At 61.1% G+C, this 21,370-nt stretch carries 30 protein-coding genes and 1 pseudogene; 29 read left to right on the top strand and 2 right to left on the bottom strand.

Annotated elements, in window-relative coordinates; genetic code table 11:
- Positions 1–847 (bottom strand): annotated as a pseudogene (locus BRA62_RS00335) (methyl-coenzyme M reductase subunit beta); the annotation flags it as partial.
- A 1,086-nt stretch (positions 848–1,933) separates the two neighbouring features.
- Here BRA62_RS00335 and BRA62_RS00330 point away from each other — a divergent pair.
- From BRA62_RS00330 to BRA62_RS00310, 5 genes are read left to right on the top strand one after another with little or no spacing between them, the layout of a single operon-like run.
- The gene (locus BRA62_RS00330) at positions 1,934–2,347 is read left to right on the top strand and encodes a molybdopterin dinucleotide binding domain-containing protein (RefSeq protein ID WP_292364040.1); all 414 of its coding nucleotides are present in this window, start codon (positions 1,934–1,936) and stop codon (positions 2,345–2,347) included.
- On the top strand, positions 2,347–3,717 hold the full coding sequence (locus BRA62_RS00325; protein ID WP_292364039.1) for a formylmethanofuran dehydrogenase subunit B: 1,371 nt from the start codon (positions 2,347–2,349) through the stop codon (positions 3,715–3,717). Before BRA62_RS00330 ends, BRA62_RS00325 begins: the two co-directional genes overlap by 1 nt.
- Positions 3,718–3,720: 3 nt before the next feature.
- Entirely contained in the window at positions 3,721–5,433 is a 1,713-nt protein-coding gene (locus BRA62_RS00320) for a formylmethanofuran dehydrogenase subunit A (RefSeq protein WP_292364038.1), read from the top strand.
- 13 nt (positions 5,434–5,446) lie between these two features.
- Positions 5,447–6,247, top strand: coding sequence for a formylmethanofuran dehydrogenase subunit C (locus BRA62_RS00315; protein WP_292364037.1), 801 nt, complete (start codon positions 5,447–5,449; stop codon positions 6,245–6,247).
- 57 nt (positions 6,248–6,304) lie between these two features.
- Positions 6,305–7,567: a molybdopterin-binding protein gene (locus tag BRA62_RS00310; RefSeq protein ID WP_292364036.1), complete on the top strand. Its 1,263-nt coding sequence runs from the start codon at positions 6,305–6,307 to the stop codon at positions 7,565–7,567.
- A 373-nt stretch (positions 7,568–7,940) separates the two neighbouring features.
- Here the strand turns inward: BRA62_RS00310 and BRA62_RS00305 are convergent, their stop codons facing one another.
- Positions 7,941–8,783: a F420-dependent methylenetetrahydromethanopterin dehydrogenase gene (locus BRA62_RS00305; protein WP_292364035.1), complete on the bottom strand. Its 843-nt coding sequence runs from the start codon at positions 8,781–8,783 to the stop codon at positions 7,941–7,943.
- 140 nt (positions 8,784–8,923) lie between these two features.
- Between BRA62_RS00305 and BRA62_RS00300 the strand changes: the two genes are divergently transcribed.
- From BRA62_RS00300 to BRA62_RS00185, 24 genes are all read left to right on the top strand, one after another.
- Positions 8,924–9,328 carry a Tfx family DNA-binding protein gene (locus tag BRA62_RS00300; RefSeq protein WP_292364034.1) on the top strand — a complete coding sequence of 135 codons (405 nt, stop codon included), beginning with the start codon at positions 8,924–8,926 and terminating at the stop codon, positions 9,326–9,328.
- 810 nt (positions 9,329–10,138) lie between these two features.
- Positions 10,139–11,152 (top strand): 50S ribosomal protein L3, encoded by a 1,014-nt coding sequence (locus BRA62_RS00295; RefSeq protein WP_292364033.1) that lies wholly within the window; start codon positions 10,139–10,141, stop codon positions 11,150–11,152.
- Between the two features lie 6 nt (positions 11,153–11,158).
- Entirely contained in the window at positions 11,159–11,908 is a 750-nt protein-coding gene (gene rpl4p, locus BRA62_RS00290) for a 50S ribosomal protein L4 (RefSeq protein ID WP_292364032.1), read from the top strand.
- A complete protein-coding gene (locus BRA62_RS00285) occupies positions 11,905–12,153 on the top strand; it encodes a 50S ribosomal protein L23 (protein WP_292364031.1) in 249 nt (82 codons plus the stop codon). The genes rpl4p and BRA62_RS00285 overlap by 4 nt, the downstream gene beginning before the upstream one ends.
- Before the next feature lie 11 nt (positions 12,154–12,164).
- Entirely contained in the window at positions 12,165–12,884 is a 720-nt protein-coding gene (locus BRA62_RS00280; RefSeq protein ID WP_292364030.1) for a 50S ribosomal protein L2, read from the top strand.
- Between the two features lie 10 nt (positions 12,885–12,894).
- Positions 12,895–13,308: a 30S ribosomal protein S19 gene (locus tag BRA62_RS00275; protein WP_292364028.1), complete on the top strand. Its 414-nt coding sequence runs from the start codon at positions 12,895–12,897 to the stop codon at positions 13,306–13,308.
- Between the two features lie 5 nt (positions 13,309–13,313).
- On the top strand, positions 13,314–13,775 hold the full coding sequence (locus BRA62_RS00270; protein WP_292364027.1) for a 50S ribosomal protein L22: 462 nt from the start codon (positions 13,314–13,316) through the stop codon (positions 13,773–13,775).
- Positions 13,775–14,482 (top strand): 30S ribosomal protein S3, encoded by a 708-nt coding sequence (locus BRA62_RS00265; RefSeq protein WP_292364026.1) that lies wholly within the window; start codon positions 13,775–13,777, stop codon positions 14,480–14,482. The genes BRA62_RS00270 and BRA62_RS00265 overlap by 1 nt, the downstream gene beginning before the upstream one ends.
- Positions 14,483–14,686 carry a 50S ribosomal protein L29 gene (rpmC, locus tag BRA62_RS00260; protein WP_292364025.1) on the top strand — a complete coding sequence of 68 codons (204 nt, stop codon included), beginning with the start codon at positions 14,483–14,485 and terminating at the stop codon, positions 14,684–14,686.
- Positions 14,683–14,955 (top strand): ribonuclease P protein component 1, encoded by a 273-nt coding sequence (locus BRA62_RS00255; RefSeq protein ID WP_292364024.1) that lies wholly within the window; start codon positions 14,683–14,685, stop codon positions 14,953–14,955. Before rpmC ends, BRA62_RS00255 begins: the two co-directional genes overlap by 4 nt.
- 13 nt (positions 14,956–14,968) lie before the next feature.
- Positions 14,969–15,295, top strand: coding sequence for a 30S ribosomal protein S17 (locus BRA62_RS00250; RefSeq protein ID WP_292364023.1), 327 nt, complete (start codon positions 14,969–14,971; stop codon positions 15,293–15,295).
- On the top strand, positions 15,292–15,690 hold the full coding sequence (rpl14p, locus tag BRA62_RS00245; protein ID WP_292364022.1) for a 50S ribosomal protein L14: 399 nt from the start codon (positions 15,292–15,294) through the stop codon (positions 15,688–15,690). The genes BRA62_RS00250 and rpl14p overlap by 4 nt, the downstream gene beginning before the upstream one ends.
- A 13-nt stretch (positions 15,691–15,703) precedes the next feature.
- Positions 15,704–16,069 carry a 50S ribosomal protein L24 gene (gene rplX / locus BRA62_RS00240; RefSeq protein WP_292364021.1) on the top strand — a complete coding sequence of 122 codons (366 nt, stop codon included), beginning with the start codon at positions 15,704–15,706 and terminating at the stop codon, positions 16,067–16,069.
- A complete protein-coding gene (locus BRA62_RS00235) occupies positions 16,069–16,803 on the top strand; it encodes a 30S ribosomal protein S4e (RefSeq protein ID WP_292364020.1) in 735 nt (244 codons plus the stop codon). The genes rplX and BRA62_RS00235 overlap by 1 nt, the downstream gene beginning before the upstream one ends.
- Positions 16,800–17,303, top strand: a complete 504-nt coding sequence (locus tag BRA62_RS00230; protein WP_292364019.1) for a 50S ribosomal protein L5 — start codon at positions 16,800–16,802, stop codon at positions 17,301–17,303. The genes BRA62_RS00235 and BRA62_RS00230 overlap by 4 nt, the downstream gene beginning before the upstream one ends.
- A 3-nt stretch (positions 17,304–17,306) precedes the next feature.
- Positions 17,307–17,486, top strand: a complete 180-nt coding sequence (locus BRA62_RS00225; protein ID WP_292364018.1) for a 30S ribosomal protein S14 — start codon at positions 17,307–17,309, stop codon at positions 17,484–17,486.
- A 12-nt stretch (positions 17,487–17,498) separates the two neighbouring features.
- A complete protein-coding gene (locus tag BRA62_RS00220; RefSeq protein WP_292364017.1) occupies positions 17,499–17,891 on the top strand; it encodes a 30S ribosomal protein S8 in 393 nt (130 codons plus the stop codon).
- Positions 17,892–17,906: 15 nt separating this feature from the next.
- Complete coding sequence (locus BRA62_RS00215; protein WP_292364016.1) at positions 17,907–18,431, top strand: 50S ribosomal protein L6; 525 nt, start codon at positions 17,907–17,909, stop codon at positions 18,429–18,431.
- Between the two features lie 5 nt (positions 18,432–18,436).
- Positions 18,437–18,871: a 50S ribosomal protein L32e gene (locus tag BRA62_RS00210; protein ID WP_292364015.1), complete on the top strand. Its 435-nt coding sequence runs from the start codon at positions 18,437–18,439 to the stop codon at positions 18,869–18,871.
- Positions 18,864–19,316: a 50S ribosomal protein L19e gene (locus BRA62_RS00205; RefSeq protein ID WP_292364014.1), complete on the top strand. Its 453-nt coding sequence runs from the start codon at positions 18,864–18,866 to the stop codon at positions 19,314–19,316. The genes BRA62_RS00210 and BRA62_RS00205 overlap by 8 nt, the downstream gene beginning before the upstream one ends.
- Positions 19,316–19,843 (top strand): 50S ribosomal protein L18, encoded by a 528-nt coding sequence (locus BRA62_RS00200; protein WP_292364013.1) that lies wholly within the window; start codon positions 19,316–19,318, stop codon positions 19,841–19,843. Before BRA62_RS00205 ends, BRA62_RS00200 begins: the two co-directional genes overlap by 1 nt.
- A gap of 1 nt (position 19,844) precedes the next feature.
- Complete coding sequence (locus BRA62_RS00195) at positions 19,845–20,462, top strand: 30S ribosomal protein S5 (protein ID WP_292364012.1); 618 nt, start codon at positions 19,845–19,847, stop codon at positions 20,460–20,462.
- Positions 20,462–20,923, top strand: a complete 462-nt coding sequence (locus tag BRA62_RS00190; protein WP_292364011.1) for a 50S ribosomal protein L30 — start codon at positions 20,462–20,464, stop codon at positions 20,921–20,923. Before BRA62_RS00195 ends, BRA62_RS00190 begins: the two co-directional genes overlap by 1 nt.
- Before the next feature lie 5 nt (positions 20,924–20,928).
- Positions 20,929–21,354 (top strand): uL15m family ribosomal protein, encoded by a 426-nt coding sequence (locus BRA62_RS00185; protein ID WP_292364010.1) that lies wholly within the window; start codon positions 20,929–20,931, stop codon positions 21,352–21,354.
- Positions 21,355–21,370: the final 16 nt, after the last annotated feature.

Here is a 21,370-nt window from a genome sequence, read left to right as displayed (position 1 = left end):
CGGGGACGATGACCTTGTCCTCGATGGCGCGCTCGACCAGGCTCTGGACGACCGTACCGACGGTTCCGGTCTCGCCGTTTGCCTTGACGAGGTCGTAGACCATGTTGTTTGCGTTCAGGCCCTGGTAGGCGTAGGCGAGCAGCTGGGCGCGCTCGAACGGTCCGACGGCGGATCCCATCTCGAAGATACCGGCGGTCTCAAGCGTGGACGAGAGTGCTGCACCCTGCAGGGCGTTCCTGCCGGTCATCATGACGGTGTGGTTGACCGGGATGTTGCGGAGAGCGTAGCCGATACCCTCGTTGTTCTGGGGGATCGTCAGGATCGACGAAACAAGCGCACCTTCCATGTCCTGGGTGTGCGGGTAGCTGCCCCAGCAGGCCGCCTTGACGGTGGATGCGTTGAAGGCGTCGATGTCGAACTGGTCGACGATCGAGAAGGTGGTCGCGGCTGCGACCGAGGTGATCGCGGCATCGTAGGTGGCCGCGTTGACCAGGCGCTTCGTCGGAACCTGGACGAGCAGGAGCTTTCCACCGTTGAATTCCATGATCTCGGTGTCGTCACCCTCCTCGACCTGGATCATCTCCTTGATCCTGGCGACGATTGCGTCCTTGTTCTCCATGATGGGGAGATCGAGTTCTCTTCCCTTGATCTTGCCCTTTCCAAGTTTGCCAACCTTGAGCGCATCCTGGATTCCTCCGAGGTTTACGCTGATCGTTCTCTTGGTCAGGTCGATGATCTTACCTGTGGCCGGGTTAACCAGCGGGCTGATTCTGTCGAGGGTGACGCCGCTCTTGAGCAGCTTCCCGTCATCAGAATAGAGATCGATTGTTTCCGTGTATTTAGCCATAGTATTTCATCCTTTTACCCTTGTTCAATACGTTCCGTTCATGCAAGAGACCACGGGGCAAACACTTGCTCCTGATCTCTGAAGGCCGCTACTGCACGTCCCAAAAGGGACTATAAGAGTAGAAGGAGAGCTATTAATAAAATTTGCGAAATAAGGCGGACTTTTTTACAAAAAGTAATATTTATATCGATTATATTCCCAATCGGATATTTTAAAATCGAGATTGAACGGTTCTAATGGTTGAACGCGATCATTAAAAAGGATTTCTCCAGGCCGCCCTTCAGCGATGAGGGGCCAGGGGGGCGTCGAAGATAGACACATATTAAAATTATTATCTCCAGAAGATGGACAACTGTACCCGACTTTATAGGTTGTATCTTAAAATATATAATGCTACCCGGAAAGGGGAGGATTCTCCCGGATCCAGGCATGCAGACCTTTGTTTTCCAAATTTACACAACAGCGTCCAGGAGTCAATGCGATGTAGTTATATAGGACCCCCATAAGCGGCCGCTGCACCCGGATATACCAGGCCCGGGAGGGGGGATGCCGGCATCGACCCCGGCTCCGGCGCATCCGGAAAGATCGGGGATACGGGACAAACCTGTTCCCTGTCCACCCTCAACCTGCGCCCCCATAGCCCCTCGGCCGGGGCCGGAGGCTCGATACCCCGCAAACCGCTCAATGTTGCAACAATTTTAGAACGGATCCCGGTTACGCCCACATGGTAACTAAAACCACCTTCCAAACCACCATCCGTAAAGCCTGTCATCTTTAATAACTTACAAATTCGGAATGGTTAAATACAAAACATTACAAGTTATGACAAAGCGATCCACCCGGTGCTCCGCCCGGAAGTTTCGTGAGTGGGCTCTCTGCATTTTGCCCGGTTTTTTCCGGTGCATCCCGGTCAGCGGGCCCTCGCCGTGCAGGAAGGTCCGGCATGCCGGGTACCGGATGCCCCGGAGATCCCCCGCAACGCAGGGGGGGCCCGTTATCGGGCCGTACCGGGAGCACCGTACTCTATGGGGCCGACTCGCCGGAGTTTCGGGAGACCGATCCTACCAACCACATTGAGGCAAAACCATGGCGAACAGGATTACATTGAACATGATCACCCAGCGCTCCATCGAAGAAGGCGTTGCGATGGAGAAGGGCAAAACGACCCCGGAATACTTCGAGGCCTGCTCGATCATCGAGATGCATGACGACGACGTCAAAGCGCTCGGCCTGGTTCCGAACCAGCTGGTACGGGTGACGAGCGAATGCGGAAGCGTGGTCGTCAAGACCGTCAGGGGCCGTCAGTCGCTCTACCCCGGCCTTGCATTCATCCCGCAGGGCGTCTGGGCAAACCAGATTGTTCCTCCGCGGACCCAGGCGACCGGAGAACCCCAGTACAGCGGCTTTCCCGTGACGGTCGAGCCGGCGAACGGTGAACGCCGGAAGAGCGCGCTCGAACTCGTCCAGGGGGCCGTCGGGCTGTGGAGAGGTGATCAGTAATGCCAAAGAAAGTTGAGAATGTCGGATGCCCTTACTGCGGCGTCTGCTGCGACGACCTTGTCGTGACCGTATCGGACGATGGAAAGAAGATCCTCGAGGTGGAGAATGCCTGCGCTATCGGCAACCAGATCTTCCACCACGCAACGGGCGGCGAGAGGGTCAAACTGCCCCGTCTCCGCCAGCCGGACGGCACCTACAAGGATATCTCCTACGACGAGGCAGTCGACTATGCGGCGAAAGTGCTCCACAACGCTAAGAAACCCCTGATCTACGGGTTCGGATCGACCAACTGCGAGGGCATGGCCGCCGCGGCCAAGGTCGCCGAGAGAGCGGGGGCCGTGCTCGACAACTGCGCGTCCATCTGTCATGGGAGCTCGTTCCTCGCCATATTCGACAACGGCTACCCGAGCTGCACCCTCGGCGAGACGAAGAACCGGGCGGACGTCATCGTCTACTGGGGCGCAAACCCGGCCCACGCCCACCCGCGGCACATGTCCCGCTACTCGATCTTCCCCCGCGGCTTCTTCACCGGCAAGGGCCAGAAGAGCCGCAAGATCATCGTCATCGATCCGAGGCACACCGACACCGCTCAGGTGGCAGACATCTACCTGCAGGTGAAGCAGGGGCACGACTACGAACTCTTCGACGCGTTCCGTGCCGTCGTCCGGGGCCACGAGATCCCCGAGGAGGTTGCCGGGATCAGGCGCGAGCAGATCCTCGAAGTCGCCGCGATCATGAAGAAGGCCCGGTTCGGCACCATCTTCTACGGCATGGGCCTCTGTCACTCCGACGGCCGGAACCACAACGTGGACATCGCCATCAGCCTGACTCGCGACCTCAACGACTACACCAAGTGGACGATCATGGCGATGCGGGGCCACTATAACATCACCGGACCGGGCGCGGTCTGGTCATGGCAGTACGGGTTCCCCTACTGTCTCGACCTGACGAAGAAGGATATCGCCCACATGAACCCCGGCGAGACGAGCTCCGTCGACCTTGCCATGCGCGACGAGGTTGACGCCTTCTTCAACGTGGGGACGGATGCGGGCGCCCACTTCCCGATCGAGGCGGTCAAGCACCTCAGAAAGCACCCCTGGATCACCGTCGACCCGAACATCTGCATGGCAAGCGAGATCTCAGACCTCCATATCCCGGTGGGAATCGTCGGGGTCGAGGTCCCGGGCATCGTCTACCGGATGGACAACGTCCCGATCCAGTACCGCAAGGTCATCGACCCGCCCGAGGGCGTCATCAGCGACGAGGAGCTCTTCGAGCGGATTCACAGGAGGCTCTGCGAACTGGAGGCCGAAGAGGCCGCAAAAGGGCAGGCGAAGGCCACGCCGGAAGGCGTCCGCGCGGAGGAGTGAACCATGGGCGAACTACTGATCAGGAACGGGTTCGTCTTCGACCCCCTGCAGGGGATCAAGGGCGATCGCATGGACATCGGAGTCAAAGACGGCAAAATTGTCGAGACCAGCGCCCTCAACAGCCCGAAGACGATCGACGCCGCCGGCATGGCCGTGATGGCGGGCGGCGTCGACATCCACTCCCACGTTGTCGGGCCGAAAGTGAACGTCGGCCGGCTCTTCCGCCCGGAGGACAAACTCTTCAAGAGCCCCCACAAATCTCCTACGTGCAGCCGCATGGAGATGGGCTTTTCCGTCCCCTCCACGTTCAAGACAGGCTACGACTACGCACGAATGGGCTACGTCTTTGTCAACGAGGCGGCGATGCCCCCGCTTCACTCCCCGCACGTCCACGAAGAGATCCGGGATACCCCGATCATCGACAACGCCGCGATGCCGGTCTTCGGGAACAACTGGTTCACCCTTGAATACCTCAAAAATAACGAGATCGAGAACAACGCAGCATATACCGCCTGGCTTCTGCGGGCAACCCATGGGTTCGGCATCAAGGTCGTCAACCCCGGCGGCTCCGAGGCCTGGGGATGGGGACTGAACTGCGAGCATATCCACGACCCGGTCCCGTACTTCGATATCGCCCCGGCGGAGATCGTGAAGGGCCTCATCGAGACGAACGAGTTCCTCGGTCTCCCCCACTCGGTGCACCTGCACTGCAACAACCTCGGAAACCCGGGCAACTACACCGACACACTCGAGTCGCTCAAGCTCGCTGAAGGCTACGCCCCGAAGAACGACTTCGGCCGCGAACAGGTGCTGCACATCACGCACCTTCAGTTCCACGCCTACGGCGGCGACTCCTGGGGGAACTTCGAGTCCCGGGCAAAAGACGTCATGGACTACGTGAACGCCCACGACAACATCACCGTCGACATGGGCCAGGTGACCCTCGACGAGACCACCACCATGACCGCCGACGGGCCGTTCGAGCACCACCTGCGTGCCCTGAACAACCTGAAGTGGGCGAACGTGGACGTGGAACTCGAAACCGCCGCGGGCGTCGTCCCCTACATCTACAGCCCGAAGATCAAGGTCTGCACCATCCAGTGGGCCGTCGGCCTGGAGATCGCCCTCCTCTCAAAAGACCCGATGCGGACGTTCGTCACCACCGACCACCCGAACGCCGGACCGTTCACCCGCTACCCGCAGGTCATCACCTGGCTGATGAGCAGGGCCGCACGTGACGCGACAATGAAGACGTTCAAGTGGCTTGAGCGGACGATCGACGCCACCTCCATCGACGGCATCGACCGCGAGCTCACGCTATACGAGATCGCGCAGATGACCCGGGCGGGGCCGGCAAAGGCGCTCGGCGTCGGCAACACCTACGGCGGGCTTGCCCCCGGAATGGATGCCGATATCGCCGTATACGCCCTCAACCCCGAAGATATGCCCTCCGACCCCACGATGATCGAGAAGGCCTTCTCCCGGTGCGCCTGGCTCGTCAAAGACGGCATCGTGACCGTCCGGGACGGCGAGGTCGTCGAGGAGCCCGCAAAGCGGACGGTCTGGGTCGACGTGAAGGTCCCGGAGAACGCGCAGGTGCAGAGAGACATCTACGAGCACTTCCTCCGGCACTACAGCGTGAAGCTCGACAACTACTCGCTCTTCGAGGAACACCTCCACAACCCGCGGGTGATCGAGGTCGATACGACACAATGAGGTGATGAGAAGCATGAAGACAGTAACCCTCACCCTGACCAAACCCCCCGAGCTCATGCTTGAGGGGCAGAACATCACTCCGGACAACTTCGCGGGCAAGAAGGCAGCCGAGATTGCCGCCCTCGATGTCTGGGAAGGCAAGCAGAAGGGGCCGCTCGGGAAGTACTTCACCGTCGAGGGGGACGGCGGAGCGACAGCGGCCGAGACGAAGATCGTCCTCCGGGGCGACTGCACCCGTGTCAAAAGGATCGGCCAGCAGATGACTGCAGGCGAGATCGTCATCGAAGGCAACGCCGACATGTACATCGGCGGCTGGATGAAGGGCGGGAAGATGCACGTCAAAGGAAACGTCGACTCGTTCTGCGGCATCGGGATGGAAGGCGGCGAGCTCGTCGTCGACGGGGACGCCGGACACCACCTGGGCGCGTCGCCCCGCGGCGAGTGGCGCGGCATGCAGGGCGGAGTCATCCGGGTCGCCGGGAACGTCGGCAACGATACGGCCACGTTCATCAACGGCGGGACGATCGTCATCGGCGGCGATGCGGACATCCACATCTCCACCCACGGCGAAGGCGGCACCGTCATAGTCAAGGGCAACACCAAGGGCCGTGTCGGCGGGCAGATGGTGAAAGGCGACATCTACATCTACGGGACGATCGAGAATCCGCTCCCGGGATTTTCGATGGTCGGCGAGGTGGAGCAGGAGGTCGACGGCGAGACCGCACGTTTCGCCCACTACATCGGCGACCTCGGCGAACGCCATCCGGTCTCCAGAGGCAAGACGGTGTACGCAAACCTCTACACCAGAATCTAATTTTTCTGCAAGAGCGACCGGGTCGCCGGGAACGGGCGATGATATGGGCATAAATCTATGACAAGGCGACGCCTCGCGTCAAAACCGCTTGCAAAAGTCAGGGAACTGATGCGTTCGGCCTTCCCGACCCCCGACCGGACCGCTACCCTTCCAGTTGCCGGGGCGGCCGGACGGGTGACGGCGAAACCCGTCTACTCGCTGCTGACCGTTCCGGAAATGGACATTGCCGCCAGAGATGGTTTCGCCGTCAAGAGCCGCGAGACCGCCGGGGCGAGCGCAGCAAACCCGGCCAGACTCAAAAACCCCTGCAGAGTGAATACCGGGAACGCGATCCCTTCCGGCTACGACGCAGTCATCATGATCGAGGACGTCACCGAAGACGGCGCCTGGAGCACCGGGAAGGCCGTGATCCCCGGCGAGCACCTCCACCCGAGAGGGACCGAGATCAGGCAGGGTGACCAGATCCTTCCCGCCGGACACCCGATACGCCCCTGCGATATCGGGGCGCTCCTCTCCTACGGGATCGCCGCGGTCGACGTGCGGGAGGTGAGGGTCGGCCTCATCCCGACGGGGAGCGAACTCGTTCCGGCAGGCGAACTCCCGGGCCCGGGAGGGGCCGTCGAGAGCAACACCGCCGCTGCCGCGGCACTGCTCGGCGAGGCCGGCGCCACCTGCGCCCGCTACGGAATCGTCCGCGACGAGCCCGAACAACTTCGGCAGGCAATCTGGAGAGGCATCCGGGAGAACGACTTGCTCCTGGTCTCCGCCGGGTCGTCGGCAGGCACCCGGGACTTCACCGCCGACGTCATCGGCGATCTCGGCGAGGTGCTCGTCCACGGCATCGCGATGAAGCCGGGTGAACCGGCGATCATCGGCCGGATCGACGGCAAACCGGCTATCGGGCTCCCGGGATACCCGATAGCCGCCCTGACGACCGTACGGGAACTCGCCCTCCCCCTGCTCGCTGCGTGGGGGTTTCACTCTCCGCCGGCGGAGCGCCTCCGCGCCCGGCTCGCCGGGACGATCACGGCGGACCCCGGCTACGACGAGTTCGTCCTCCTCACCGTCTCGAGGGCAGGCGACCGGTACGTCGCCACCCCCCTGCCGCGCGGGGGCGGCACGCAGATGGCGATGGTGCGTGCAAACGCCTACCTGCACGTCCCCACAGGCACCAGCGGCATCCGCGATGGGACGGAGGTCGATATCCTGCTGACCGGGCCGCGCTGGATGATCCGGGAGTTGGTTGAAAGCCGCGAACCTGCATCGGGATGCCGGATACGGGAAAGAGAAGCGGCATCCCCGCTGAAAGACGGTTCCTGACGGAGCCCGGGGGAGAACCAGTATTTCCAGGGCCCTTTGACCGCACCCCTCGAAACTCTTCGAGTTTCTCGTGCTCCGTTCCTCGCACCTAACGGTGCTCAAACTCCGCTCCTACGGAGCGTCGTTCCCCCAATGGCGATAGCCCCACGGTCCACTACATGGGGTGTTTTCTTTATTTCAGTTGGATTGCTACCGGCATTCGCACGTAACGGTGCTTATGCTCCGACCTTTTGGTCCGTTGGACTTCGTATGAAGCATCAGTATGTAATGGCCCCTGAAGACCGCGATATCTCCCGCTAGCGACAGAGACGGACGGCATACCCTCTACCGGGTAGAACATTCTACAAACTCGAAAAAAGAAGTGGTGCCGAGGTTACTCGGGCTTGCTGATGAGGGCGGTCTTCGAGACGATCTCGCCGGTCTTCTTGTGCGGCTTGCGGATAACGCCGTCCATGCCCTTCTCGAGGTCGCGTGCCTCCTCGCAGAGGATCATGGCCTGGCGCATCATCTCGTGGGCGCTCGCGACGATCGGGATGTACTTCTCCCACTCCTTTGTCATGAAGCAACCCTTGACGTTGACGCCTGCGACCGCCTGCGCGATCTCGTAGGCCGCACGGGCCTTCGCGAGCGCGTAGGGGTTGCTGAACTCGCCGTCGACCGCCTTGTCGGAGGTCATGACGACCTTGGGGAGCGCGAGGTCCGCGCCCTTCTTGCCTGCCTTCACCTGGTCGATCACCTTGTCGAGCTCCATCTGCATCTTGCGGAACGCACCGGTGATGGCGAGCACCTTGACGAGGTTCCCGTTGTAGTCCGCCATCTCGATGGGGTCGAGGAACTCACGGCGGGCGCCGATCATGGCGTCGGCCTTCATGATGATGTAGCCGAAGTTGCTCGCCTTGAGCGCTTCGAACTGCTCCTTCTTGGTGGTGACATCGTCGGTGATGACGATGCAGGGGATTCCGGCCGCTGCGAGGTCTTCACGGGCCTGAGTGGGTCCGGGAAGGACGCCGTTCGGGGAGACGACGATACAGAAGTCCGGGCCCCATGCCTTCATATTGCTGACCACACGGTCAATGTCCTCGGGCTGCAGCTTCGTACCGGAGGTCGCCATGAAGGTGATCATGTCCTCACGGTCGGCGCGCTCATCGAGAAGAAGTTCACCCATTACACCACTGGCGATATTTCCCAGTTTCGCAATTCCAACTTTTACAACCACTTTAACACCTCTCAAAATTTGAGAACACGATAGTATCGCCAAGTTCTCATATAAACATTTTGAAACGCCCCGAAAATCCCGTCCGAAACCAGGGGGGGTTAAGGAAAAGTGTTTAAATTTACACCGTCCATATATGTTTGATGAAACAAGGTCTGCTTACCGATCGCCAGAAAGAAGTGCTGCGCTACCGGAAGAAAGGGTTGACGCAGCAACAGATCGCAGAGATCATCCATACCTCAAAAGCAAACGTCTGCACCATTGAAAAGGCCGCTCTCGAGAACATTTCGCGTGCACGTGAGACGCTTGAGTTCCTCTACACACTTGACGCCGTACATCTCTGTACGCTTCAGAGCGGCCTCGATCTGCTCAAGGCCCCCGAGCTCATCTACACCGAAGCCGAGAAGAAGGGATTGAAGGTCAAATACGACACGATCTCGCTCATTAACCGGCTCAGGGACGCTAACCCCGAGCGGTTCAGGAGGAGGCAGGTTCGCGAGGACGTTGAGATCTATATCAACAAAGACGGCGACCTGTACTTCGGGTGACACGGTTCCCCCGGGGCGCGCACAGGGCCCGTGCCGGAGCGGGACCCCTCCGGGAGGGTGCCTCCCGGTTGCATGCTGCGAACGTACCCTTTGCAGCCCTTCTTTCATCCTCCCGGCCGTTCAGTTCGGTGAACTGGTGCCGCGCCTGTAGCAGATAGCCGTTTAGCGTAAATTCCCGGGAAATCCGATAACAAGGTTTATATCTCATTTTAAGTAATGTTTAAGAAACCGCTCTGCACAATTCCGCCCGGATCCGGGATGCATCCGGCACCGCACGTGCCTCTGATTTCCTGGATCTCCACGGTTTCGCATATATGCGGATCAGAGACCCGCGGCGGAGTGCGCAGAAGGTACAAGACACAAGGTCGAACCCTCCTCACGGAGGGCCGATGTCGATATGGAGTTGTGCTCGTCACAACGGGATGACAGGAGCTGGATCTGATCGAGACGCTGGGCCAACGCCAGTGCAGCGCGCCCGGTTCCGGGAAGAAGGTTCCCGGAAGCGTCGAAGAGTCAGGATCTGTTGGCGACGACTGGAATGCACCCGGTGCACACCGGGACGGCAGCAAAGGAGCGGTTAAGGCACGCAGAGACGGATGTATCTGTGCGTCTCGCGCTCCGCTGCCTCCATCAACTGTTTCCCTTGCGCCACGGCAAAATGGCGTGGCGCTCGATGTCCCCGCCCCGTACGGGTTCGCCGAAAGGGCATTCGTGCCGGCACGTCCGGCATGGAGCCCGGCGCACGCATCGCTCTGCAGCAGGCCTGCAGTCGATGCATCACGCTACAACGCACGAAGGGTTGATTGAAACATGCCGAAGATTAACAGACCACGCAGAGGATCCCTCGCGTACAGCCCGAGAAAACGGGCAAAAAGCCCGGTTCCCCGGTACGGCTCGTGGCCGGAATACACGGGAGCCCCGGCTGTACAGGGATTTGCAGGGTACAAGGTGGGAATGACCCACGTCATCATGGTCGATGACCACAAGAGCAGCCCCACCGAAGGCAAGGATGTGATGGTGCCGGTGACCGTGGTTGAGGTCCCGCCCATGCGGGTGGCAGGCGTGCGCGCATACAGCGAGGACACCTACGGAAAGCATGCGCTGACCGAGGCGTGGACGTCCGGCCTCGACGATGAGCTGTCCCGCCGCATCAACGTCCCGAAGAACCACGACACCGCTGCCGCTCTCGACACCATCAAGAACGCGATCGGCGAAGGCAGAGTCGTCGAACTCTACGTCCTGGCTTACACCCGGCCGATGGACCTCACCGGGGTCCCGAAGAAGGTCCCCGACCTGATGGAGATGCGGATCGCCGGCGGAAGCCTTGAAGACCAGATCGCCTACGCCGCCGAGATCCTCGGGAAGGAAATTACGATCTCCGGCAACCTCGAGGTCGGCGAGTACGTCGACGTGACTGCCGTTACCACCGGTAAGGGCACGGAAGGCCCCGTCAAGCGCTGGGGCATCCAGGTCCGGAAGCGTAAACACTCCCGCGGCGGCAAGAAGCGCCACATCGGCAACCTCGGTCCGTGGACCCCGCACCATGTCCGGTGGCAGGTGCCGCAGATGGGCCAGATGGGCTACCAGCAGCGTACCGAGTTCAACAAGCGAATCCTGAAGATCGGCACCGACGGTGACGACATAACGCCGGCAGGCGGGTTCCTGCACTACGGCCTTGTGCGCGGACCCTACGTGCTGATCAAGGGCTCCGTCCCGGGACCGAACAAGCGGCTGGTCCGGATACGGTCCGCGATACGGCAGGGTGAACACACCGTCCGCACGCCGGCGATCAGTCACGTCAGCGTGCAGAGCCAGCAGGGGTGAGCAGCGATGAAGGCACAGGTTCGAACACTGACAGGCGAGATCGCCAACGAGATCGATCTCCCGGAAATCTTTACCGAAGAGTACAGGCCCGACCTGATTAAGCGGGCAGTCCTCGCGCTCCAGAGCACCCGGTTCCAGCCGCATGGGACAAATCCCTATGCCGGCATGCGCACCTCGGCAGAGTCCTGGGGCAGCGGCCGGGGCGTCGCCCAGGTCCCCCGCCTGAAAAACGGCAGCAGGGTGGCCAGGATTCCGCAGGCAACCGGCGGGCGTGCAGCACATCCCCCGAAGGTCGAAAAGATCCTCGTCAAGGAGATCAACCGCAAAGAGAAGCAGAAGGCTCTCCGGTCTGCCGTCGCAGCCAGCACCTACCCCGACCTCGTCCGGGAACGCGGGCACCTCTTTGAGGGCGACCTCCCGCTGGTCTTCGAGGACCGGTTCGAAGAGATCACCCGCACAGGCGATGTCATCGCCGCACTCTCTGCGCTCGGTGTCTATGCCGACGTCGAGCGGGCGAAGAGCAGCAAGAAGGTCCGTGCAGGGCGGGGCACCATGCGTGGCCGCCGCTACAAGCAGCGCAAGAGCGTTCTTATCGTCACCGGGAGCGAACCGCTCCGGGCGGCCCGGAACCTTGCCGGTGTCGATGCCGTGACGGTCAGCCAGCTCAACACCGAACTGCTGGCACCCGGCACGCAGGCAGGACGGCTGACGGTCTGGACGGAATCTGCAATCCGAAGACTGGAGGAGTTCTCATGATACTGAAATACCCGTTCGTTACTGAAAAAGCAACGATGATGCTCGAAGGCGAGAGCAAGCTCCAGTTTATCGTGCAGAGGGATGCCACCAAGCAGGACATCAAGCGCGAGCTGGAATCGGCCTTCGAACAGGAAGTGGCCAATGTCCGCACGATGATGACCATGAAGGGCCAGAAGAAGGCCATTGTAACGTTTGCGGATGCGAAGGCGGCTGAAGAAATCCTCAGCCGGCTGGGAATCATGTAAGGTGAGTGACGATGGCACATAGAATTATAGCACAGAACCGTGGAAAAGGCGGCCCGTCCTACCGTGCACCGTCGCACCGGTATAAGGCCGCGCTGCGGCACGTAGGGAAGAACGACGCTCTGGTTTCCGGGCGCGTCGTCGACATCGAGCACGACCCGGCCCGCCACGCACCGATCGCTCTCGCCAGGCTCGAGAACGGCGAGAAGGTCTACGTCCTCGCCACCGAAGGGCTCGGTGTCGGAGATGCGGTCTCCTGGGGTACCGGAGGCGTGGTGAAGAACGGAAACACCCTGCCGCTCCGGGAGGTCCCGGTCGGTGCATACGTCTGTAACATCGAAGCCAGGCCCAACGACGGCGGCAAGTTCGTCCGCTCGAGCGGTGTCCAGGCCCTCGTCATCGGCAAGGCCGACGACGGCAGGGTCGGTGTTCGGATGCCGAGCGGCAAGAACAAGTGGTTCAACGGTGCCTGCATGGCAACCGTCGGTATCGTTGCCGGCGGCGGACGGGGTGAAAAACCGTTCGTCAAGGCAGGAAAGAAGCACTTCCACGTCAGGTCCTCCTCCGAGAAGTGGCCTCGCGTCAAAGGTGTCTGCATGAACGTCATCGACCACCCGTTCGGTGGCGGTGGGCACCAGCACTGCGGACGGCCCAAGACCGTCGCCCGCGGCACGTCCCCGGGAAGAAAGGTCGGGCATGTTGCCGCCCGGAGAACCGGCAAGTGGAAGAAGTGAGGGGTGAAGCATGGCAAAGAAGACACAGAAGAGAATGCCGCGGCGCCGCGAGGAGTTCACCTATCGCGGCTACTCCGTTGAGGACTTAAAGCAGATGGCTCTCTCCGAGCTGCTGCCGCTCATGCCGGCCCGGGCACGCAGGAAATTCGACCGGGGTCTCTCCCGGGAGCACGAGAAACTCCTCGCGGATCTCCGGTCGGGAGACGCAAAAATCCGCACCCACCTGCGCGACATGATCATCATGCCCGAGATGGTGGGGAGGACCATCGAGATCCACAACGGAAAGGAGTTCCAGGCAGTGGAGATTCAGCCCGAGGCGGTCTTCCACTACCTTGGAGAGTTTGCACTGACCCGCAGAAGGGTGGCCCACGGCAGCGCCGGTATCGGTGCTACCCGGTCGAGTAAATACGTACCGCTGAAGTGATGGCTATGGCAAGAACAGGTTATTCAGCAAAGATCGAGGGCGAGAACGTCGCTCGCGCAAAGGCGAACGAGCTTCCCGTCTCTCCCAAGCACTCGATCGAGATTGCCAGGTTCATCAAGAACATGACCACCTCTGAAGCAAAGGCATACCTCGCCGACGTGGTGGCGCTGAAGAAGGCCATCCCCTTCAAGCGGTTCAACCGGAACGTCGCCCACAAGCGCGGTCTTTCGAAGTGGCCCGCCGGCCGGTACCCGGTCAAGGCTGCAGAGGCCTACATCAGGCTGCTTGAGTCCGTCGAGAAGAACGCCGAATACATCGGCCTTGATACCGAAAACCTCCGGATCGACCACGTTGCCGCCAACACGGGCCGTGGCCTCCGGGCGTTCTTCCCACGTGCGATGGGTCGCGCCACCCCGAAGCGCAGGGAGACCGTGAACATAGAGATCGTCGTGACTGAGGTGGCGTAATGGCAATCGAGAAGAAGTTTATCGTGGAAGGCGTGCGCAACGTCCGCGTCGAGAAGTTCCTCACAAAGGAACTCAAGCGGGCCGGATACGGCGGCATGGACATCACCCGGACGCCGCTCGGCACCCAGGTGACCATCTTTGCGGAGAAGCCCGGTATCGTAATCGGGAAAGGCGGCAAGCAGGTCCGCCAGCTTACCCAGGACCTTGCCACCGACTACGAGATCGAGGCCCCGCAGGTGGAAGTCCAGCAGGTCCAGAACCCCAACTTCAACGCCCAGATCATGGCGGAAAGGCTGGCAAACGCCCTTGAACGCGGCTGGTACTTCAGAAAGGCCGGACAGAGCACGATCCGCCGGATCATGGAATCCGGTGCGCTCGGCTGCGAGGTCGTCGTCGCCGGGAAACTGACCGGCGCCCGGTCGCGGACCCAGAAGTTCACCGAGGGTTACATCAAGCACTGCGGTGAGCCCAGCGAGACGATCGTCGAGAAGGGCTACGCGGTCGCGATCAAGAAACTCGGAACCATCGGGGTTCAGGTCAAGATCGTGCCGCCGGACGCACGGCTGCCCGACGCCTTCGATGTCCTTGAACCCGAGCCGAAGAAGGCCCCGGCGGAACCGATCGAGGCCGAAGAAGTCGGCGAAGACGTGTTCGAAGAGGAGTTCGAGGAGACATCCGAAGAGGAGTACATAGAGGAGGAGAGGTAAATGGCAATCTTTCGCGCACAGGAAGTGAAGCAGCTCTCCGACACCGAACTCCTCGAGCAGGAGCAGAAACTCTCCCTCGAACTGCTCCAGGAGCGCGGCAAGGTCAGCGCCGGCGGCGCCACCGAGAACCCCGGGCGGATCCGCGAGGTTAAGAGGACGATTGCGCGCATCAAAACCGAGAAGAACGCACGGAGGAACGCATGATCTCTCCCCAGAACGTCCTGCGGCACGAGTTGATCGGCCTGGACGTTCTGGTAGTTCGTGCGAGCAACCCGGGTCATGCCGGGGTATCGGGTCACGTCACTGATGAGACCAGAAATACCCTGGTGATCCTGACCGGGCGGGGAGAAAAGCAGATACCAAAACGGTTCAGCGTGTTCCGCCTCCGGCTCCCCGACGGCACGACCGTCGACGTCGACGGGTCGAGCCTGGAGACACAGCCGGAGCGGCGGATCAGCATGCGCATCAGATAAACGAGGATGAATAATGGCACGAAACATTGGGTTGGACGTTCCCATTCCTGAAGCGGAATGTGAGGACGCAAATTGTCCGTTTCACGGCACTTTGCCGGTACGCGGCCAGGTGATTACCGGCAAAGTCGTGAGCGACCGTATGAACGGTACCGTCGTTGTGGAGCGTGAGTTCCTCCACTACGTCAAGAAATACAAGCGGTACGAGAAACGCAGATCCCGGTACCATGCCCATAGCACACCCTGCATCAATGCGGGCGTGGGCGACGTGGTCCGGATCGCAGAGTGCAGGCCGCTCTCAAAGACCAAGAACTTCGTGGTGGTTGAGGTGATGAAGGGATGAAGGCGATGCAGTCGACCATTCCGCGCGCCCTCGCCACCGGCTCCCGGATGGTCTGTTCCGACAACACCGGCGCACGGCTCGTGGAGGTCGTCTCGGTCGACCGTTATCATGGTGTCCGGCGCCGGCAGCCCTGCATGGGCGTCGGCGACGTCGCGACCGTGAGCGTCAAGAAGGGCACTCCCGACATGCGGAGGAAGCTCGAGAAAGCGGTGGTCATCCGGCAGAAGAAGGAGATCCGCCGTCCGAACGGCATCCGTCTCTCATTCGAGGACAACGCCATGGTGCTCATCAACGAGCGCGGCGAGCCGAAGGGAACAGAGATCAAGGGCGCCGTCCCCCGCGAGATCGCCGAGCGGTTCCCGAAGATCGCCTCCATGGCGACGATAATCGTGTAAGGTGTGGTGAAAAATGGTACGCATAGTTAGCAAACAGCCGAGGAAACAGCGCAAGGCGCGTTACAACGCACCGAACCACACCCGGGGCCGGTTCCTCTCCGCATCACTCTCCCCCGAGCTCCGTGGGAAGTACGACTCCCGGAGAACCCGTGTGGTCAAGGGTGACACCGTGAAAGTGCTCCGCGGAGATTTCGCCGGTGATGAAGGCGTCGTCGATGCGGTAGACATGAAGACGTGCCGGCTGATCGTGCACGGCGTGATGGTGACGAAGGCGGATGGAACCGAGGTTCCCCGGCCGGTCGATCCCTCGAACGTGCAGATCACGAAGCTCAACCTGAAAGACAAACTACGTGAGGAGAGACTCGGAGGCGGAGCATAATGTCCAAGCATCTCAAGCGGCTGGTAGCGCCAGGATCCTGGCATATCCCGAAGAAAGTACAGAAATTCGTCATGAAGACCGCCCCGGGCCCTCACAACGCCGCCGCATTGCCGGCCGGTGTCTGGCTCCGCGAGCACATCGGTCTTGCACAGAACGCAAGCGAGGTCAAAAAGATCCTGCACCAGCGGGACGTCATCGTCAACGGGCGGGCCTGCAGGAACCCCCAGATGGGTCTCGGCGTCTTTGATATCGTCTCGATCCCGAAGCTCGGAAAGCACTACCGCATCCAGCTCGATATGCGGGGCAACCTGGTTGCCGTCGAGATCCCGGCGGAATCGGCAAAGACCCGGCTCTGCAAGATCCGGAACAAGACCACGATCCGGGGCGGCAAGGTGCAGTTGAACCTTGCATACGGCGCAAACATCCTCGCCGACAACACCTACAGGGCAAAAGACTCCGTCGTGGTGACCCTCGGGGATGGAACGGCCGGTGAAGACCGGTTCCGGATCGTCGACCACTTCCCCTTCGCGGAAGGCAACGTGGCCATGGTCGTCGGTGGAAAGCACTCCGGCAAGGTCGGCAGGATCGTCGAGATCGTCAAGACGGGGAGTTCCGTTCCGAACCGCGTGGTTCTCGTGGACGACTCGGCCGACGAGCGGTTTGAGACCATCGACGAGTACATATTCATGGTCGGCCGCTCCGCGATTGCACCTGAACTGGAGGGTTCGGCATGAGCGCGATGAAGGACGTCTACATCGACAAGGTCGTCGTGCACATGGGCGTCGGCGAGAGCGGCGAGCGGCTGGTCAAGGCCGAAGACCTCGTGAAGCAGATCACCGGCCAGAAACCCGTTCGCACCATCGCCAAGCGGACCCAGCCGGCGTTCGGTATCCGGAAGGGCGCACCCATCGGGTGCAAGGTCACCCTGCGCCGGGAGAACGCCGAGAAGTTCATCACGACCGCGCTCGGGATAGTCGAGCGGCAGCTCGCACCCTCGCAGTTCGACCGGACCGGGAACGTCTCCTTCGGCATCGAAGAGCATACCGACTTTCCGGGCATGTCTTACGACCCGACAATCGGGATATACGGCATGGACATCAACGTGGTGCTCGAGCACAAAGGCGTGCGGATCGCGCGCAGGAATGTCGAGCGCAGGAAACTGCCGGAGGCCCAGAAAGTGAGTAAAGAAGAAGCCATCGCATTCATGCGCGAACGCTACCAGGTGGAGGTGTAAGGCATGGCAGAAGAGTCAGGAGCGCCTGCTTCAGGCGGAAACGTAAGAAAATTCGGCCGTGGCGCGAACGAGTGCCGCATCTGTGGCCGGAAGCAGGGCCTTGTGCGTAAGTACGGCATCTACTTCTGCCGCCAGTGCTTCCGCGAGTGGGCAGGCAAGATGGGCTTCAAGAAGATGAACTAGGGGTTAGAGAATATGGCACGACTGAATCCAATCGCTGACGCGATGAGCACGATCAAGAATGCCGGCGATGCTGGAAAGAGCGAGGTTATTGTCGAACCCGCCAGCAAGCTCCTCGGTGCAATGCTCCGCGTTATGCAGGAAAACGGCTTTATCGGCGGCTTCGAGTTCATTGACGACGGCCGCGGCGGCCAGTTCCGGGTTCAACTCTCCGGAACGATCAATAAGTGTGGCGCCATCACCCCCCGGTTCCCGGTGGCGATGGCTGACATGGAATACTGGGAGTCGCAGTACCTCCCCGCAAAGAACTTCGGCATCCTGATAGTCTCCACCTCGAAGGGGGTTCTCTCCCACGCACAGGCCCGGAGCGAGGGTATCGGCGGGCAGTTGCTGGGATACGTCTACTAAAGGAGGGAGAAGAGTATGGGAATAACACGACAGGTCGAGATCCCTCCCGGTGTGGACATCACGCTTGAAGGCAGCGTGCTCACGGTTTCAGGACCGAAGGGCACACTGGCTCGTGACATGCGCTTCCCGCAGATCGACCTCAAGGTCGAAGACGGCGAGGTCGTCGTCTCCACGGCATCCGACAAGAAGCGGATCCTTGCCATGACCGGCACGCTCGAGGCCCATGTAAAGAACATGATCCGGGGCGTCGTCGACGGTTACGAGTATCGCATGAAAGTGGTCTACAGCCACTTCCCGATCCAGCTCAAACTGCAGGGCAACCGCCTTGAGATCAACAACTTCCTTGGCGAAAAACAGTCCCGGACCGCAAAGATCATCGAGGGCGTCACCATCAAGCTTGGAAACGACGAGGTGACTCTCACCGGCATCGACAAGGAGAAGGTGGGCAACACGGCCGCAAACATCGAGCACGCGACCAGGATCACGAAGCGTGACCCCCGGGTGTTCCAGGACGGCATCTACATCACCGAGAGGGCGTGAAACCGATGGATGAAACAAGAAGACTGATCCGCGTCCGCATCCGGCACAACAAGCCCGCCTTCAAGAGGCGGGGGATTCACCGCAAAGCGAAGCTGGCAGATGTCTGGCGGCGTCCGCGTGGTCTGCACAATAAGCAGAGACGGCAGTTCAGAGCAAAGGGCGCCCTTCCCCGGCCGGGATACGGGAGCCCTGCCGCGATCCGCGGCATGCACCCGAGCGGCTATGAGGAGGTACGGGTCTTCACACCGGCAGAACTTGCGGGACTGAACCCGGAGATCCAGGCCGTCCGGATCGGCGGATCTGTGGGCAACAGGAAGCGTGAAGCGATTCAGACGCGGGCCCTGGAACTGGGGCTCAAGGTGCTGAACGCAAAGGACCTCACCCGTGCGGCCGAGATACCTGCTGCAACCGAAGAAGAAGAGGTGAACGAGGATGAGTGATCTCGCCAGCCAGAAGCGAATGGCGGCCGCCGTTCTCAAGTGCGGGATCAACCGTGTCTGGTTCGATCCCGAGCGTCAGGCCGATATCGAGGCGGCCATCTCCAGAAGCGATCTGCGCGAGCTTGTCGCGGAAGGCGCGATCAGGGCGCACCCCGTGAAGGGGAACAGCCGCGGCCGGGCCCGGGTACGGATTGCAAAGCGTTCCTACGGCCACCGGAAAGGACCGGGGCGGAGGAAGGGTGCCGCCGGGGCTCGCGGCTCCAGCAAACGGTCATGGATCAGGAAGATCCGGGCGCAGAGGCGCACTCTGCGCGAGATGCGTGAAGAGGGTACAATCGAGAGGAGTCTTTACCGCGTTATGTACCGGCGGGCTTCCGGAGGCCAGTTCCGGAGTGTGTCGCACCTTGCGGCTCAGATTGAGATAACGGCAGGGAGGATGAAATAATGGCAACCGGCCCAAGATACTTCGTGCCCTTCCGAAGGCGGCACGAGGGCAAGACTGACTACTACAAGCGGATGTCGCTCCTGTCGTCGGGAAGCCCGAGGATGGTCGTCCGGAGGACGAACCGGCAGATCATCGTGCAGCTGGTCGTTCCCGAGATCGAAGGGGACCGCACCCTGGTGGCCGCATACTCGGCCGAACTTGCCGGCTACGGCTACGAGGGAACGACTGCGAGCACACCGGCCGCCTACCTGACCGGCATGCTGTTTGCGGTCAAGGCGTTGAACGCCGGGTATGGGAATGCCATCCTGGATATCGGGCTTGCCCGGGCAAAACCCGGAGCGCGTGTCTTTGCCGCCCTTAAGGGGGCAGTGGATGCGGGTCTTGATATCCCCTATGGCGAGTCGATCCTCCCCGACGAGGAGCGGCTCAAGGGTGCCCACATCGCCGGGTATGCTCCCGAGCGGGCGGGCGACCTGGTAGCGAATGTAGAGGCTGTGGCTCTGGCCATCAAGAAGGAGCTGGTGTGACATGGCATACGTACAGGAAGAATGGATTCCGCTCACCGGTCTCGGGCGCATGGTCGCCGCAGGCGAGATCACCAGTATCGATGAGGTGCTCGCGAGCGGCAGGCCGATCAAGGAGCCTCAGATCGTCGATCTCCTCCTGCCCGACCTGGAGGACGAGGTGCTGGACATCAACATGGTCCAGCGGATGACGGACTCGGGTCGCCGTGTGAAGTTCCGCACCGTCGTGGTGGTCGGCAACAGGAACGGCTACGTCGGGTTCGGCCAGGGGAAGGACGTCCAAGTCGGCAACGCGATCCAGAAAGCAATCGTAAACGCAAAACTGAACCTCATCAAGGTTTCCCGGGGATGCGGGAGCTGGGAGTGTGGTTGCGACACCGGGCACTCGATCCCGATCGAAGTGACCGGGAAGGCAGGCAGCGTCCGGGTGACGCTGAAGCCCGCCCCGCAGGGTATCGGCCTCGTGACCGGGGATATCCCGAAGAAGGTCCTGACGCTTGCAGGCATCAAGGACGTCTGGGCCTTCAACCGGGGACAGACCCGGACGACCATCAACTACGCGAAGGCGACGTTTGAAGCGCTCAAGCAGACGAATGTCGTCAGGATTGGAGGGACGGAGTGATGTACGCGGTAGTACAGGTGCGCGGCGTGGTCAAGACCAACCGCGAGATCAAGGACACCCTGAAGATGCTCCGCCTGCACCATGTCAACCACTGCGTCCTGGTGCCCGATACGCCCGCGTATCTGGGCATGATCCGCAAGGTGAAGGACTTCGTGGCGTACGGCGAGGTGGACCGGGAGACCCTGGCCACCCTCCTGCGCACCCGGGGGAGACTGACCGGCGACGAGAAGCTGACCGACGATTACGTCCGTGCGCATACCCCGTATGCCAGCATCGACGAATTCGCGGCAGCGCTCTGCAACGGTGAGACCAGTTTCCGCGATCTGGTTGAGATCAAGCCGGTGCTGAGACTGCACCCACCACGAAAGGGCTATAAAACCATCAAGCGAACCTTTCAGCAGGGTGGAGCTCTCGGCTACTATGGCCCCCAGATCAACGATCTCCTCTACAAGATGAGGTGAGATTGATGCCCGTAAACAAGAGATCCAAATACAGGGGTTCACGGACCTGTGGCGGCGGCACGCACAAGAACCGGCGTGGCGCCGGCAACAGGGGTGGACGAGGTAGAGCCGGGCAGCGCGATCACCGCTTCTCCCACTTCTACCTGAAGGGTGAGATATCCAACGGCAAGCACGGATTTGTCAACAAGACATCCGTGCCGGTATCCGCTCTTGACGTAGGGGAGATCGACCAGATGGCCGAAGCACTGCTTCGTGAAGGGCTTGCGAGCCAGGAAGGAGACCTTATTACCCTTGATGCTGCCGAGATCGGCATCGAGAAGGTACTTGGTGGCGGAAAGGTCACCCACAAACTGAGTATCTCCGCGGCCGGATTTTCGGAACGGGCCCGGGCAAAGATTGAGGAGATGGGCGGTCAGGCAACGACCGTCTGATCTTCTTTTAAGGTGA

It is taken from the genome of Methanoculleus sp. UBA208, from assembly GCF_002498065.1.
Taxonomy (GTDB): Archaea; Halobacteriota; Methanomicrobia; order Methanomicrobiales; family Methanoculleaceae; genus Methanoculleus.
The sequence above is the reverse complement of the archived record's forward strand: the minus strand, read 5'-3'. Positions and strand labels throughout refer to the sequence as shown.